A 15,394-nucleotide genomic window follows, 5' to 3' on the forward strand; every position below is an offset into this window, starting at 1 on the left:
GGAGTCACTCCCTCCGCACCGAGGAGTCAATCCCTCCGCACCGAGGGGTCGCGCCGCAGTCGCCGGGTGACCCCTCGGCAGTGAGGGATTGACTCCTCGGGCTAGGAGAACAGGCCCGACGGATCGACCAGCGAGCCGGCCACGGCGGCCAGGAACGCCGAACCGGAAGCCCCGTCCACGTGCCGGTGGTCGAACGACAGCGACAGGGTGCACACGTCGCGCACCGCCAGCCGGTCCTCGCCGTCGGCGGAGACGACCCACGGCCGCTTCTGCACGGTGCCGAAGGCCAGGATGGCGGACTCGCCGGGGTTGATGATCGGCGTACCGCCCTCCATGCCGAACGGCCCGATGTTGGTGATCGTGAACGTCCCGCCCTGCTGCTCGGCCGGCTGGGTCCTGCCATCCCGCGCGACGTCGGTGAGCCGGTTGATCGCCCGGCCGAGGTCGGGAGGGGTCATCAGGTCGGCGTCCTTGATGTTGGGCACGACCAGGCCGCGCGGCGTCGCGGCGGCGATCCCGAGGTTGACGTAGTGCCGCAGCACGACCTCCTGCGCCGCCTCGTCCCACACCGCGTTGAGCAGCGGGTGCGTCCTCAGCAGCTCGGTCACGGCGCGGGAGAGCACGAGCAGCGGGCTGACCCGCACGCCGGCGTACGCCGGGTCCAGCTTGAGCCGCGCGACCAGCCGTGTCGTCGCGGTGACGTCGACGGTGGTCCAGATGGTGACGTGCGGGACGGTGAAGGCGCTGGCCGACATCGCCTGGCCCATCATCTTGCGCACGCCCTTGATCGGCTCGCGGGTGACGCGGCCGGTGTACTGCACCGGCGGGACGTCGAACGACCTGGCGGCCGGAGCGGCCGGAGCGGCCGGAGCGGGGGCCGCGGCAGGCGCCGCCAAGTCCTCCCGCGTGACCTCGCCCCGGTGCCCGGTGGGCGTCACGTCGCGCAGGTCGACGCCGGCCTCGCGGGCGGCGAGCCGGACGGGCGGCTTCGCGAGCACCGGGCCGGTCGGGGCGGCGTGCTGACCGGGGCGCGCGGAGCCGGTGCGCCGGGCCCGCCGCTGCGTCGACGCCTCGCGCGGACCGTAGCCGACGAGCGTCCCGGGTGAGTCACCGGCGGCCTCGGCCGCCGCCGCCGCCTCGGCGGACGGCGCCGCGGCGGCGTTCGGCACGAACTCGCTCGGGTGCGCACCGCTGCCGATCCGGATGATCGGCGTGCCGACCTCGACCGTGGTGCCGACCTCGACGAGCAGCGCCTCGACGATGCCGGCGTAGGGCGACGGCAGCTCGACGACCGACTTGGCCGTCTCGATCTCGCAGACGATGTCGTTGACCTGCACGGTGTCGCCGACGGCGACCTGCCACGAGACGAGCTCGGCCTCGACGAGGCCCTCGCCCACGTCCGGCAGTCGGAAGTCCTGCGAAGGGGCGGTCACCACTCCATGCTCCTGTCGACGGCGTCCAGGACCCGGTCCAGGTCGGGCAGCCAGTGGTGCTCGGCCCGGGCGGGCGGATAGGGGGTGTCGAGCCCGCCGACGCGCAGCACCGGGGCCTCGAGGGAGTAGAAGCACGACTCGGTGACGCGGGCCGCGACCTCGGCGCCGATGCCCAGGGTGATGTGGGCCTCGTGCACGACGACGCACCGGCCGGTCCGGCGAACGGACTCCTCGACCGGGCCGAGGTCGAGCGGCGACAGCGTGCGCAGGTCGATGACCTCCAGCGAGCGGCCCTCGGCGGCCGCGGCGTCGGCGGCGCGCAGGGCCGTCCCGACGGTCGGGCCGTAGGCGCACACGGTCACGTCCGAGCCCTCCCGCAGGACGCGGGACTCGAAGAGCGGCGCCGGGTCGGCGTCGAAGTCCACCTCGACCGCACCGGCGTGGTACTGCCGCTTGGGCTCCAGGAAGATCACCGGGTCGGGCGAGGCGATGGCCTGCTGGATCATCCAGTAGGCGTCGGTCGGGTTGGAGCAGGCGACCACCTTGAGCCCCGGGGTGTGCGCGAACTGCGCCTCCGGGGACTCGCTGTGGTGCTCGACGGCGCCGATGCCCCCGCCGAACGGGATCCGGATGACCATCGGCATCGGGATCCGCCCGCCGGAGCGGAAGTGCATCTTCGCCACCTGCGTGACGATCTGGTCGTACGCCGGGTAGACGAACCCGTCGAACTGGATCTCGACGACCGGCCGGTAGCCGCGCAGCGCCATGCCGACGGCCGTGCCGACGATGCCCGACTCGGCGAGCGGGGAGTCGATGACGCGGTCCTCGCCGAAGTCCTTCTGGAGCCCGTCGGTGACCCGGAAGACGCCGCCCAGCTTGCCGACGTCCTCGCCGGCCAGGACGACCTTCGGGTCATCCTCCATCGCCTTGCGGAGCCCGGAGTTGAGGGCCTTGGCCATGGTCAGCTTGGCCATCACGCACCCACCTCCTCGAAGGACGCGAGGTAGTCGGCGTACTCGCTGCGCTGGGCCTCGAGCTCGGCCGGGGTCTCGGTGAAGACCTTGTCGAACAGGTCGGTCACGACCGGCTCGGGCAGCGCCTTGCAGCCCTCACGAAGGTGCACCCCGAGCTCCTCGGCCTCGGCGGCGACCTGGTCGAAGAACGACTGGTCGGTGCCGGCGCCGCGGCGCAGGTAGGACTCCACGCGGGCGATCGGGTCCTTGAGCTTCCAGTGCTCGACCTCGTCGGAGTGGCGGTAGCGGGTCGGGTCGTCGGTCGTGGTGTGCGCGCCCATGCGGTAGGTGTAGGCCTCGACCAGGGTCGGGCCGCCGCCATCGCGGGCCCGTTGCAGGGCGGTCTGCATGACGGCGTACGTCGCCAGCACGTCGTTGCCGTCGACGCGGATGCCCGGGAAGCCGAAGCCGTCGGCGCGGCGGTAGATCGGGATGACCGACTGCCGGGTGGTCGGCTCGGAGATCGCCCACTGGTTGTTCTGGCAGAAGAAGACGACCGGGGCCTGGTAGGACGCGGCGAAGACGAACGCCTCGTTGACGTCCCCCTGGCTGCTCGCGCCGTCACCGAAGTGGGCGACCACCGCCGTGTCACGGTCCGGATCGCCCGTGCCGACGGCGCCGTCGCGCTGGACGCCCATCGCGTAGCCGGTCGCGTGCAGCATCTGCGAGCCGATCACGATCGTGTAGAGGTGGAAGTTGTGCTCGGTCGGGTCCCACGACCCCTGGTCGACGCCGCGGAACAGTCCGAGCAGCTGGAGCGGGTCCACGCCACGGCACCAGGCGACGCCGTGCTCGCGGTAGGTCGGGAAGACGAAGTCCTGACGGCGCAGCGCGCGACCGGCGCCGATCTGCGCAGCCTCCTGGCCGAGCAGCTGCGCCCACAGGCCCAGCTCACCGTGCCGCTGCAGCGCGGTCGCCTCGACGTCGAGGCGGCGGGTCAGCACCATGTCGCGGTAGAGGCCCCTGATGGCCTCGTCGTCCCCGTCGAAGGAGTAGTCCGGGTGCTCGACCCGCTCTCCCTCGGGGGTCAGCAGCTGCACGTAGTCGACGGCTGGGTCCAGGTCAGGCACGGCCTGCTCTCCTCACCTCGGGCGGTCCCGGCCGGGTTCACCGCGGGAACCGCGCTCCAGACGGCCACTGCCGCGGGGGTGCTGCGGCCCTGTGACCTGGCCCACAATCCGGGCTGAGGCAAAGGTACCGGCTACCTCATGAGAGTCGGAACGGGTGCGAGCGGTCGTACGGCGGCCGGATTCCGGCCGCGCACGTCAGCCGCGCCCGTGCGGCTCCAGCCAAACAGCGGGGTCGGGCCCGGCCGGGATGATCCCGGACGGGTTGATGTCGCTGTGCACGACGTAGTAGTGGGCCTTGATCTGGTCGAAGTCGGTGTTCTCGCCGAACGCCGGGATCGAGTGGAGGTCGCGGGCGTAGCCCCACAGGTTCGGCATCTCGGTGAGCTTGTTGCGGTTGCACTTGAAGTGGCCGTGGTAGACCGCGTCGAAGCGGGCGAGCGTCGTGAAGAGGCGCACGTCGGCCTCGGTGATCGTGTCGCCCATGAGGTAGCGACGGTCGGCGAGCCGGTCCTCGAGCCAGTCCATCGCCTTCCACAGCCGGTCGTACGCGGCGTCGTACGACTCCTGCGAGCCGGCGAAGCCGCAGCGGTAGACGCCGTTGTTGACCTCGGTGAAGACCCGTTCCATCACCTGCTCCATCTCCTCGCGGAGCGCCTCGGGCCACAGGTCGGGCGCCCCGTCGCGATGGTGGTCCTGCCACTCGAAGAAGAGGTCGTGGGTGATCCATGGGAAGTCGTTGGTGACCACCTGCCCGGTCGGCACGTCCACGATCGCGGGGACGGTGATGCCGCGCGGGTAGTCGGGGTAGCGCTCGAAGTAGGCCTCCTGCAGCCGCTCGATGCCGAGCACCGGGTCGCGGCCGTCGGGGTCGAGGTCGAACGTCCAGCTCCGCTTGTCGTGCGTCGGGCCGGGCGTGCCCAGGGAGATGACGTCCTCGAGCCCGAGCAGCTGGCGCACGATGATCGCCCGGGTCGCCCAGGGGCAGGCCTTCGCAGCGATCAACCGGTAGCGCCCCGGCTCGACCGGCCACAGCTTCCCGTTGACCGGGCCGCGCTCCGGCACCCGACCGTCCTTGGTCACCCGGTCCGGGATGTAGCGCATGTCGCGGTTGAACTCCTGGCCCTTCTCGACGTACGTCGGCTTCAGGTCCTCGCTCATGACGTCACGGTATCCACGCGGCCGTCGCGTGCGCACCGAGCGCCCTGAGACGCGCGACACCCGCACCCGGCGACGGGGCTCAGCGCTCGAAGGTCTCCGCCAGCCGGATCAGCCGGTCGTTGGCCTCGTCCTCGCCGATCGTCACCCGGACGCCGTCGGTGCCGAGCGGCCGCACCATGATCCCCAGCCCCTCCGCGGCCGCCACGAAAGCAGCGATCCGCTCGGGCTGGTCGGGGAAGCCGAACCAGACGAAGTTGCCCTGGGCGTCCGGCACCTCCCACCCAGCCGCGCGTACGCCGGCCAGCACCCGCGTCCGCTCCCCGACCAGCGCGTCCACGCGCTCGAGCAGCTCGGCCCGGGCGGCCAGCGAGGCGACCGCGGCCGCCTGGGCCACGAGGTTGACGCCGAAGGGCAGCGTGACCGCCCGCAGCGCCGCGGCGACCGGCTGCGGTGCGATGCAGTAGCCGACCCGGAAGCCGGCCAGTCCGTAGGCCTTGGAGAAGGTGCGCAGGATCGTCACGTTGCTGTGGCCGCGGTAGGTCGCGACGCCGTCGACGGGGCCGTCGATCCGCACGAACTCGATGTAGGCCTCGTCGAGCACCACGAGGACGTCGTCGGGCACCCGGTCGAGGAACCCGTCGACCTCGGCCTGCGTGAGGGCCGGGCCGGTCGGGTTGTTGGGACTGCAGAGCAGCACGACCTTCGTCCGCTCGCCGACCGCGGCGGCCATCGCGTCGAGGTCGTGCCGACCGTCCGCGAGCAGCGGGACCTGCACCGAGGTGGCGCCCGCGGCGAGCACGGCGATCGGGTAGGCCTCGAAGGAGCGCCACGCGTAGAGGACCTCGTCGCCCGGCTCGCAGAACGCGCTGAGCAGCCCGTAGATCAGGCCGGTCGAGCCCGTCGCGACGGCCAGGTCGGTCGCCGGGACGTCGTACGCCTCGGCGAGGGCGGCGTAGAGCGCGGCGTTGCCCATGTCCGGGTAGCGGTTCATCGACGCCGCGGCCGTCACCGCCGCCTCGAGGACGCCTGGGAGTGGCGGGTAGGGGTTCTCGTTGGAGGAGAGCTTGAAGGCGTCCGCCGACGCTGGCTTGCCGGCCACGTAGGGCGGCATGGCGGAGACGCTCGGGCGGGGCTGCGGACCGGTCACGGGGTCAGCGTAGGAGACGGCGTACCCCGACGAGCAGCAGGCCGATGCCCGCGCCGATCGCGGCACCCGTCGTGTTGTCGACGACGTCGGTGACGTCGCACGCCCGGTCGATCCGGGCGAGCACGAGCTGGGTCCACTCGATGCCGGCGGAGTACGCCGCCAGCGCGGCCAGGCCGACCGGGATGGTGAGCCACGCCCGCCGCCAGCGCGTCGCCGCGACGACCAGCAGCACGCCGGACGGGACGAAGAGGACGGTGTTGAGCAGCCGCTGGCCGCTCGCGAAGATCCAGAAGCCGGTCGGCGCCGGCCCGCCGACGTCCCACGAGCACGTCTCGAGGCGGCCCTCCGCGGGGACGATGCCCGGAGCGCCGTAGGCCGGGATGAGCGTGACGAGCGCGATCACCGCCAGCGTCCACCCGAGCGCGGCCACCGCCCACGCCGCCCGCCACCCGAGCCGCCGGGTCGCCAGCAGCGCCGCGCCGGCCAGCACCGCTCCTGCGACCAGTGCGCCGAGCAGCATGACCGGGACGCCGCCGAACGGGAACACGGCACAGACACTAGGAGAGCGGGTGCAGCCGATGTGGCCGCGCCCGCTCGTGACCCATGGTTCGTGACCCGGAGCAGCCCACCACCGCTGTGCTTGACTGACCGCCGTGAAGCTCCTCGGCTGGCTGGTCAGCAACGCCGCCGCACTCGCGGTGGCGGCCTGGCTGATCGACGGGATCCGGTTCACCGGACCCACCAGCGGCGGCGACGAGATCAGGCACAAGCTGCTGCCCCTGATCGGGGTGGCACTCATCCTCGGCGTCGTCAGCGCGCTCGTGAAGCCGGTGCTGACGGTCCTCAGCCTCCCGCTCGTGATCCTGACGTTGGGGCTCTTCCTGCTCGTCATCAACGCGGTGATGCTCCTGATCACCGACTGGCTGGCCGACCAGCTCGGCATCGGCTTCGACGTGACCGGCTTCTGGCCCGCGGTCGGCGGGGCCATCGTCATCACGATCGTCACCTGGTTCGTGGGCCGTGCCCTCGATGGAGCGCACGACCGGTGATCCCTGCTCCGCGGACGCCCGGACGGCACGCCGTCGCGCCGGTCTGTCTCGGCAACATCTGCCGCTCCCCGATGGCCGACGTCGTCCTCCAGGAGAGGCCCCACGGCGCCGGCGAGGTTCCAGACCCCTACTACGGTGGCGATGACGTGTTCGAGGAGGTGCTGGCGATGGTGGAACGGACAGCCGACGCGCTGGTCCGGCACCTGGCCGAGGAGCGGCGCGACTAGTGGCCGGCCGGGCGTCGGTGGTGGCGCGGCGTGCCGAGGAGCTCCTCGGCACACCGGTGGTCGCGACCTCGCCCGTCGCGGGCGGGGACGTCTCCCGGGCGACCAAGCTGCGCCTCAACGACGGCAGCGTCGCGCTGATGAAGACGCTGCCCCACCCGCCCGCGGGCTTCTTCCGGGCCGAGGCACGCGGCCTGCGCTGGCTGGCCGAGGCGGGGCTGCCGACCCCCGCGCTGCTGGCCTCGGCCGACGACTGCGTGATCCTGCGCTGGGTCGAGCCGGGTCGGCCGGCCGGCGACGGCGCCGTCGAGCTCGGCCGGGCGCTGGCCGCCGCCCACCAGCACGGGTGCGACGCCTTCGGGCTGGCCGAGGACGGGTTCATCGGGCCGCTGCCGATGCCCAACCGGACGGCGCTGACCTGGCCGGAGTTCTACGCCACCCGGCGCCTGCTGCCCTACCTCAAGCTCGCCCGCGACCGCGGCGGGATCGACGACGACCAGGCCCGCACGGTCGAGGCCGTCGTACCCCGGCTCGAGCGGCTGCTGCCCGCCGAGCCGCCCTCCCGGCTGCACGGTGACCTCTGGAACGGCAACGTGCTGTGGGGCTCCGACGGACGGGCCTGGGTGATCGACCCCGCGGCCTACGGCGGCCACCGCGAGATGGACCTCGCCATGCTGGCGCTCTTCGGCCTGCCCCAGCTCGAGCGCGTCGTCGACGCCTACACCGAGGCCCATCCGCTGAGCGACGGCTGGGAGGACCGGATCGCGCTGCACCAGCTCTTCCCGCTGCTGGTCCACGCCGCGATGTTCGGCCGCAGCCAGGGGTACGGCGCCCGGGCGGCCACCCTCGCCGGCCGCTACGTGACCACCACCTGATCACCGATCTCACCGCCGACTGCCCGTAACGCAGCGGCTCGAGGCGTCGTTGGAGCGACATGAACGCTCTCGCACTCATGGTGCCGCGCCAGCAGTCCCGAGCGTCCGACTCCGAGCGCAGCGAGGAAGAGGAGTTCCATGCGCTCGTCGAGTCGATCGAGACCCTGCTCTTCACCTCCGCCGACCACCCGGAGACCCTCGATCTGGCCGTGCTGACCGAGTCCCTGGCCGAGCTCGAGGCGCGCTGGCCGGAGGCCGCCGCCGAGCTGCGCCCACGCGTCGAGGCGCGGGGGCGTCACCGGGCCTGACCCATCGAGGTGAACCCTCCTTGCCACAGGTCGCCGGCGAAGCCTAGGTTCGGCTCCTGCCGTGACCGGCGTCACTCTCGGAGGGATCACCATGATTCGTCGCGCCCTGCCCGTCCTCGCTCTCGGCCTGGCCCTGGCCACCGCAGCTCCTGCGGCCGCCGGCCAGGGACACGGCCAGGGACACGGCAGGCATCACCATGGCGACGGCTTCGCGAGCCACTCGCTGCGCAGCGGTCTGACCGACCAGAGCTTCTACTTCGTCATGGGCGACCGGTTCGCCAACGGCGACACCGCCAACGACACCGGCGGCCTGGGTCCGGACCCCCTGGTGAACGGCTTCGACCCGACCAACAAGGGCTTCTACCAGGGCGGTGACCTGCGCGGGCTGAAGGACAGGCTCGACTACGTCAAGGGCCTGGGCACCACGGCGATCTGGCTGACCCCGGTCTTCAAGAACAAGGCGGTGCAGCTGGAGGACGGCCCGTCGGCCGGCTACCACGGCTACTGGATCACCGACTTCACCCAGGTCGACCCGCACCTGGGCACCAACCAGGACCTCTCCGACCTGGTCGCGGCCGCGCACCGCAAGGGGATCAAGGTCTTCTTCGACATCATCACCAACCACACCGCCGACGTCATCGGCTACCAGCAGGGCGCTCGGCCGGTCTACGTCTCGAAGGACGCCAGCCCCTACCGGACCGCCGCCGGCACGCCGTTCGACGACCGTGACTACCCGACCCCGTTCCCGACGCTGGACCCGGCGACCAGCTTCCCCTACACGCCGGTCCTCGACCCGAGCGAGCAGGACCTCAAGCAGCCGGCCTGGCTCAACGACGTCACGCTCTACCACAACCGCGGCAACACGACCTTCACCGGCGAGGACAGCCAGTACGGCGACTTCTTCGGCCTCGACGACCTCTTCACCGAGAACCCGAAGGTCCGCCAGGGGATGACCGACATCTACCGGACGTGGGTCGACGACTTCGGCATCGACGGCTTCCGTATCGACACGATGAAGCACGTCGACGACGCCTTCTGGCAGTCCTTCGGACCGGCCCTGCAGCGCGCCGCCGCGGCCGACGGCAACCCGAACTTCTTCATGTTCGGCGAGGTCGCCCTCGACGGCAGCGGTGCCGCACAGAAGGCGTTCACCTCGCACTACACGACCACCGACAAGATGCAGGCCGTCCTCGACTTCCCCTTCCAGGCGGCCGCCCGCGACTTCTCGTCCAAGAGCCTCGACAACCGGCAGCTCGCCTCGTTCTTCGCCAACGACGACTGGTACACCGACGCCGACTCCAACGTCTACGAGCTGCCGACCTTCCTCGGCAACCACGACATGGGCCGGATCGGCTACTTCCTCAAGACCGACAACCCGGCGTCGAGCGACGCCGAGCTGCTCCGGCGCGACCAGCTCGCCCACCAGCTGCTCTTCCTCTCCCGCGGCCAGCCGGTCGTCTACTACGGCGACGAGCAGGGCTTCGTCGGCACGGGCGGCGACCAGGCCGCCCGCCAGACCATGTTCGCCTCGCAGGTCCCGGACTACCGCACCGACGACCGGATCGGCACCGACGCGACCGGCACCACCGACAGCTTCGACCCGACCTCGCGGCTCTACCGCACGATCAAGGGCCTCGAGTCGCTCACCAAGGGGCACCCCGCGCTGCGCGACGGCGCCCAGCAGGTCCGCTACGCCTCCTCCGGGCCGGGCGTCTTCGCGTTCTCGCGGATCGACCGACGCGAGCAGCGGGAGTACCTCGTGGTGCTCAACAACAGCGAGTCGGCCGCCTCGGCGTCGGTGCCCACGTGGGCCCGCTCGTTCAAGCGGGTGTACGGCGACGGGCCGGCCCGGCTGTCCGGCACCCGAGGCGGTGACGTCCCGGTGACCCTCCCCGCTCTCTCCGCGTCGGTCTACGAGTCGACCGGCCGGATCCCGCGGTCGCACGCCGCGCCGTCGATCTCTCTCCGGACGCCGACGCCTGCGCCGGAGTCGCGCGGCCGGATGCACGTGAGCGCGAACGTCGGAGGCGACTCGTTCTACGAGGTCACCTTCCAGGCGCGCGTCGGCCACGGGCCGTGGCAGACCATCGGCGTCGACGACTCGGCGCCCTACCAGGTCTTCCACGACACCTCGGCGCTCGAGCCGGGCACCCGGGTGAGCTATCGCGCGGCGGTCCTCGACAACGGTCGGCACAGTCGCGTCTCGACGGTCCGCTCGACCGCGGTCCCGAACCCCTCGGTGATCGTCTCGGCCCCCCAGAACGGCGGCACGGTCACCCGGATCGACCCCGTCACCGTGTCGGCGACGGTGGACCCGGAGCGGCCCGGCCAGTCCGTCGAGCTCCAGCACAGCGTGAGCGGCGGCCCGTGGACCAGCCTCGGGACCGACGACTCCGCGCCGGCGTACACCGCGACCGACGATGTCTCCGCCCTGCCGCTCGGCACCACGGTGCGCTACCGGGCGATCCTGCGCGAGCCGGGCACGCCCGACGTGACGAGCGCCCCGACCACGGTCACGACCGCGGATCCGAAGCCGCTGGTCGCCGCGGTCACGGTCGCCGGCGACCTGCAGTCCGAGCTCGGCTGCCCGGGTGACTGGCAGCCGGATTGCTCGAAGACCCATCTGACCTTCAGCACCGCCGACGGCCAGTGGCACGGCACCTTCACCGTGCCGGCAGGCAGCTATCAGTGGAAGGTCGCGATCGACGACAGCTGGACGGTCAGCTATGGCGTCGGCGGCGGTGGCGACAACATCGCGCTCGCCGTGCCGGCCGGCGGCGGCACCTACACGTTCACCTGGAACCAGGTGACGCACGTGCCGTCCGTGGCACCGGCCGGCTAGTCGCGCACTAGCCGAGATCGGCGACCGTCGGCCGGGCCTGCGGGTTGGTGTGCAGGGCCTCGCGCCGCGCCAGCCAGCGGACCAGCTCGTCGGCCGGGAGCGGCGGTGAGTAGAGGTAGCCCTGCCCGATCGGGCAGGCCAGCGCGCGCAGCATCTCGTGCTGCTCGATGCGCTCGATCCCCTCGGCGACGACGGTGAGGCCGAGGGTCTGGCCGACCCGCGTGATCGCGGCGATGACGGCGAGGCTGGCCGCCGAGTCGGCGGTGTCGGCGAGGAAGCCGCGGTCGATCTTGAGCTCGTCGATCGGCAGGGTCACCACCTGGCTGAACGACGCGTAGCCGGTGCCGAAGTCGTCGAGGCTCACCTTCACCCCGAGCTCACGCAGGCGGCGCAGGCTCTGCAGGCCGATGTCGGCCTCGAGCAGCCGGCTCTCGATCAGCTCGACGGTGATGCGCTCCGGACCGATTCCACGCCTGACCAGCAGCCCCACGGCGGCGTCCGGGATGCGGGCGGACCGCAGCGTGTCCGGCGAGACGTTGATCGACATCCGCGGCACCCACACGCCGGCGTCGTCCCACTTGCGCAGCTGCTCGGTCGCCTTGTCGAAGACCAGTCGGTCCAGGGCGGAGGTCATGCCCAGCTCGTCGGCGATCTTGACGAACCGCGTCGGGGAGATCACCCCGCACTCGGCGTCGGTCCACCGTGCGAGCACCTCGACGCCGACCACGGCGCCGGTCACCAGGTCGAGCTGCGGCTGGTAGACGAGCTCGATCTCACGACGGTCGATCGCCATGCGCAGTGCGCGCCCGACCGAGAACCGCTCCCGCGCACCGTCGGCCATCGCCTGCTCGTAGAACACAGCGGTCCCCGGATGCTCGACCCTGCCGTGCGCCACGGCGACCATGCCCGCGCGGACCAGCGTCGGTACGTCGGTCCCGTCCCGCGGCGCCACGGCGATGCCGACCGTCAGAGCGCCGGCGTCGAGCGCGGCGGGCCGGTCGTTGACGAGGGCCAGATGGCTGGCGACATCGTGGATGACGGCGTCGTCGGCGGTGGGGGCGAAGACGACGAAGTGCGGATCGCCCAGTCGGCGTACCTCTCCGCCGAGCGCCTCGGCCGCCCTCACGACCCGCTCCGCGGCGTCCACCAGAAGTGCCTCGCCCGCCTCAGGTCCGACCACGTGGGTGGTGATCGCGTGGCCGTCCACCTCGACGACGAGCACGGCGGCGGTCCGCGGTCCCAGCGATGCCGCCTCGGCGGCCTCGTAATGGGGCAGCCCCGTCGTCGGGTCGATGCCGTGCTGCGGTACCACCTGGGCTCCTCCGTGAGATGCGCTTCGAGCGCCGATCCTTCAGCACCCCGGGTGAGCCGATCCTTCGACAAACCCGGAGTGTAGATCGGCAGGCCCTCTCCGTGGTTGCGGAATTCCCCGACGGACAAAATCAGTGGCCCGAACGCAGGAGACCCCGCCCGGGATCATTCCCGGACGGGGTCTCACTCACGCGGTGTCGGAGGGATTTGAACCCTCGGTGGACTTGCGCCCACAAACGCTTTCGAGGCGTTCTCCTTAGGCCGCTCGGACACGACACCGAGGGGAACGTTACCGGAGGGCGTCGGGGCGGACGAAATCCGGCTGTGCTCCCGACGAGGCACCGGCCGAGGCACCGCGCAGGGACAGGGCAGGGCAGGGTCCTCAGCCCTCGAGCCACTCCCGCACGGTCGCGCCGTGCTCGTCGAGGAGCGGCGGCGGCCGGTGATCGGTGCGCGTGACCTCGCTGCCGTCGGCGGCGAAGAACCGCAGCGGCGGCCCCGGCAGCGTCACCCGTCCGAGGGTCGGGTGATCCACGTCGAGCAGCAGGCCCTGGCTGGCCGTCTGCTCCCACTCGTAGACCTCGTCGATGCTGCGGACCTGCCCGGCGGGGATGCCGGCCTCGGACAGTCGGCGCAGCAGCGGCTCAGCGTCCTGGTCGGCGAACACCGACTCGACCAGCTCGATGAGGTGCTCGCGCCCGGCGACCCGCTCCTGGTTGGTGGCGATGCCGTCGGTCGTCGGGTCGATCGCGAACTCGGCGCAGAAGCGCCGCCACAGGCTCTCGCTGCCGACCGCGATCTGCACCGCACCGTCACGGCAGTGGAACAGGCCGTAGGGCGCGATCGACGGGTGGTGGTTGCCCTGCGCGCGCCCGACCTCGCCGGCGACGGTCCACCGGGTGCCTTGGAACGCGTGCACGCCGACGACCGCGGCGAGGAGGGACGTACGCACGACCGTGCCGACGCCGGTCCGGGACCGCTCGTGCAGCGCGGCGGCGACGCCGTAGGCGCCGTACATGCCGGCGAGCAGGTCGGCGATCGGTACGCCGACCCGCTGCGGGTCGTCGGGGCCGGACCCGGTCAGGGACATCAGGCCGGCCTCGCCCTGCGCGATCTGGTCGTAGCCCGCCCGGCCGCCCTCCGGCCCGTCGTGGCCGAAGCCGGTGATGGAGAGGCAGACCAACCGCGGATTGCGCCGCTGCAGCTCCTCGATGCCGAGGCCGAGCCGCTCGAGGACACCGGTGCGGAAGTTCTCCACGACCACGTCGGCCCGGTCGATGAGCGCGAGCAGCACGTCGCGGTCCTCCGGGGCCTTGAGGTCGAGGGTGATCGACTCCTTGTTGCGGTTCGCCGAGAGGAAGTACGTCGACTGGCGGTCGCCCTCCTCGCCGACGAACGGCGGCCCCCAGCCGCGGGTGTCGTCGCCGTGGCCCGGCGCCTCCACCTTGATGACGCGCGCTCCCTGGTCGCCCAGCATCAGCGTCGCGTGCGGGCCGGCGAGGGCCCGGGAGAGGTCGACGACCAGGATGCCGTCCAGCGGTCCACCCATCCCGCTCACCACCTCGGCAGGACGAGGGCCGCCCACACCAGCAGAGGACCGACCAGGGTCACGATGACGCTGTAGGTCAGGATCTGCTTGTAGTAGGGCCGCTCCTCGATGGTGTCGGGCCGGTTGGCCAGCATGAGCGCGCCGTTGGTCGAGAACGGGCTGACGTCGACGATCGTCGAGGAGACCGCGAGGGCCGCGACGAAGGCACCGGCCCCGATGCCGCCGTCCGCGATGAGCGGGATGGCGATGGGGATGATGACCGGCAGCAGCGCCGTCGAGGAGGCGAAGGCGGAGACCACCCCGCCGACGTAGCAGAGGATGAGCGCACCGATGGTCACCGCCGCGAGCCCGGCGGCCCAGTCGCCGACGTACTCGGGGACCTCGGCGGTGTTCAGGATGGTCGCGTAGGTGCTGACACCGGCGACGAGCAACACCGTCGGCCAGGCGATCTGCCGCACCGCGTCCTTGTGCTGCTGGGGCGAGAGCATCGCCAGGATGACCGCGGCCGTGATGGCGACGAAGCCGATGTTCTTGTCGAACGCGAGCGCGATGACGGCGACGGCGACGAACGCCACCAGCGTCAGGATCTGCTCGGGCACGACGCCCCTCCTCGCGGCCGTCGCCTCGGCGTTCGTCACGGTGCCGGTCGGCGCGGTCGCGCCCATGCCGCGCGCCGGCACGCTCGCGCCGCCCCGGCGCAGGTCACCGCCGATGGTGTCCGGCTCGTCGGACTCGATGCGTCGCGAGGCGAGCTTCGCGCCGCCGAGCGTGAAGAAGAGGATGAGCGCCAGCGCCGTGTTGACGACGAGGCTCGACAGGAAGATCGTCATCTCGCTGGAGGGGAGGCCGGCGGACTCCATCACCGAGTTGGTGATCGTCCCGTAGATGCTGATCGGCGAGAACCCCCCGGCCTGGGCGCCGTGCACGACGAGCATGCCCATCATCAGCGGGCTGATCCGGTAGCGCCCCGCGAAGCCGAGCGCGATCGGACCGATGATCGCGCAGGCCGCGGGGCTCGCGGCTCCGATCGCGGTGAGCACGGCGGTGACCACGAACATCACCCACGGGATCAGCACGACGCGGCCGCCCACTGCTCGGACCGCCGAGCTGACGATGAGGTCGACGGTCCCGTTGTTGCGGGCGATGGCGAAGAGGTAGGTCACGCCGATGAGCGTGAGGACCAGGTCGCCACTGATGCCGCCGAGGATGGTCTTCTCGTCCAGGTCGAGCGCATACATCCCCACGAGCCACGCGGCCACGTAGGCCAGCGCGCCCATGTTGATCGGCAGCACCGTCCCGACGACGAACAGGGCGATCAGGGCAAGGATCGCCGCCCACTCCGCACTCATTGCATCTCCTTGCATCCCGAGAGGGGCGGCGTGATCACCATCACTCCGCATGTAGTGGCCTAGCCA

14 protein-coding genes and 1 tRNA gene are annotated in these 15,394 nt (G+C 71.7%); 5 read left to right on the plus strand and 10 right to left on the minus strand.

Going from position 1 to position 15,394, the window contains the following annotated elements; all coding sequences use genetic code 11:
* Nucleotides 1-101 precede the first annotated feature (101 nt).
* The 6 genes from BM236_RS04160 to BM236_RS04185 form a co-directional block, all read right to left on the minus strand.
* Nucleotides 102-1,433, minus strand: a complete 1,332-nt coding sequence (locus BM236_RS04160) for a dihydrolipoamide acetyltransferase family protein (RefSeq protein WP_091120818.1) — start codon at nucleotides 1,431-1,433, stop codon at nucleotides 102-104.
* Nucleotides 1,430-2,407 carry an alpha-ketoacid dehydrogenase subunit beta gene (locus tag BM236_RS04165; RefSeq protein WP_091120541.1) on the minus strand — a complete coding sequence of 326 codons (978 nt, stop codon included), beginning with the start codon at nucleotides 2,405-2,407 and terminating at the stop codon, nucleotides 1,430-1,432. The genes BM236_RS04160 and BM236_RS04165 overlap by 4 nt, the downstream gene beginning before the upstream one ends.
* Nucleotides 2,407-3,516 (minus strand): pyruvate dehydrogenase (acetyl-transferring) E1 component subunit alpha, encoded by a 1,110-nt coding sequence (pdhA, locus tag BM236_RS04170; protein ID WP_091120543.1) that lies wholly within the window; start codon nucleotides 3,514-3,516, stop codon nucleotides 2,407-2,409. Before pdhA ends, BM236_RS04165 begins: the two co-directional genes overlap by 1 nt.
* Before the next feature lie 195 nt (nucleotides 3,517-3,711).
* A complete protein-coding gene (locus BM236_RS04175) occupies nucleotides 3,712-4,674 on the minus strand; it encodes a glutathione S-transferase C-terminal domain-containing protein (protein ID WP_091120545.1) in 963 nt (320 codons plus the stop codon).
* Between the two features lie 79 nt (nucleotides 4,675-4,753).
* The gene (hisC, locus tag BM236_RS04180; RefSeq protein ID WP_091120546.1) at nucleotides 4,754-5,821 is read right to left on the minus strand and encodes a histidinol-phosphate transaminase; all 1,068 of its coding nucleotides are present in this window, start codon (nucleotides 5,819-5,821) and stop codon (nucleotides 4,754-4,756) included.
* Nucleotides 5,822-5,825: 4 nt separating this feature from the next.
* Nucleotides 5,826-6,368: a VanZ family protein gene (locus tag BM236_RS04185; RefSeq protein ID WP_091120549.1), complete on the minus strand. Its 543-nt coding sequence runs from the start codon at nucleotides 6,366-6,368 to the stop codon at nucleotides 5,826-5,828.
* A 106-nt stretch (nucleotides 6,369-6,474) separates the two neighbouring features.
* Here BM236_RS04185 and BM236_RS04190 point away from each other — a divergent pair, with 106 nt between their 5' ends.
* The 5 genes from BM236_RS04190 to BM236_RS04210 all read left to right on the plus strand — a co-directional run bounded on the left by BM236_RS04190 (nucleotide 6,475) and on the right by BM236_RS04210 (nucleotide 11,119).
* Complete coding sequence (locus tag BM236_RS04190; protein WP_091120552.1) at nucleotides 6,475-6,870, plus strand: phage holin family protein; 396 nt, start codon at nucleotides 6,475-6,477, stop codon at nucleotides 6,868-6,870.
* Nucleotides 6,867-7,097, plus strand: a complete 231-nt coding sequence (locus BM236_RS04195; RefSeq protein ID WP_091120555.1) for an arsenate reductase/protein-tyrosine-phosphatase family protein — start codon at nucleotides 6,867-6,869, stop codon at nucleotides 7,095-7,097. The genes BM236_RS04190 and BM236_RS04195 overlap by 4 nt, the downstream gene beginning before the upstream one ends.
* On the plus strand, nucleotides 7,097-7,969 hold the full coding sequence (locus tag BM236_RS04200; protein WP_091120558.1) for a fructosamine kinase family protein: 873 nt from the start codon (nucleotides 7,097-7,099) through the stop codon (nucleotides 7,967-7,969). The genes BM236_RS04195 and BM236_RS04200 overlap by 1 nt, the downstream gene beginning before the upstream one ends.
* A 59-nt stretch (nucleotides 7,970-8,028) precedes the next feature.
* Nucleotides 8,029-8,277 carry a hypothetical protein gene (locus BM236_RS04205; RefSeq protein ID WP_091120561.1) on the plus strand — a complete coding sequence of 83 codons (249 nt, stop codon included), beginning with the start codon at nucleotides 8,029-8,031 and terminating at the stop codon, nucleotides 8,275-8,277.
* A 91-nt stretch (nucleotides 8,278-8,368) separates the two neighbouring features.
* Nucleotides 8,369-11,119: an alpha-amylase family glycosyl hydrolase gene (locus BM236_RS04210; RefSeq protein WP_091120821.1), complete on the plus strand. Its 2,751-nt coding sequence runs from the start codon at nucleotides 8,369-8,371 to the stop codon at nucleotides 11,117-11,119.
* Nucleotides 11,120-11,126: 7 nt separating this feature from the next.
* On the opposite strand, the gene BM236_RS04215 is transcribed toward BM236_RS04210, so the two are convergent.
* From BM236_RS04215 to BM236_RS04230, 4 genes are all read right to left on the minus strand, one after another.
* A complete protein-coding gene (locus tag BM236_RS04215; RefSeq protein ID WP_091120562.1) occupies nucleotides 11,127-12,431 on the minus strand; it encodes a putative bifunctional diguanylate cyclase/phosphodiesterase in 1,305 nt (434 codons plus the stop codon).
* A gap of 191 nt (nucleotides 12,432-12,622) precedes the next feature.
* A tRNA-Ser gene (locus BM236_RS04220) sits at nucleotides 12,623-12,709 on the minus strand.
* A gap of 103 nt (nucleotides 12,710-12,812) precedes the next feature.
* The gene (locus tag BM236_RS04225) at nucleotides 12,813-13,979 is read right to left on the minus strand and encodes a CaiB/BaiF CoA transferase family protein (protein WP_091120565.1); all 1,167 of its coding nucleotides are present in this window, start codon (nucleotides 13,977-13,979) and stop codon (nucleotides 12,813-12,815) included.
* A gap of 5 nt (nucleotides 13,980-13,984) precedes the next feature.
* A complete protein-coding gene (locus BM236_RS04230; protein WP_091120568.1) occupies nucleotides 13,985-15,328 on the minus strand; it encodes an SLC13 family permease in 1,344 nt (447 codons plus the stop codon).
* Nucleotides 15,329-15,394 lie beyond the last annotated feature (66 nt).

Source organism: Nocardioides terrae (genome assembly GCF_900112345.1).
GTDB lineage: Bacteria > Actinomycetota > Actinomycetes > Propionibacteriales > Nocardioidaceae > Nocardioides > Nocardioides terrae.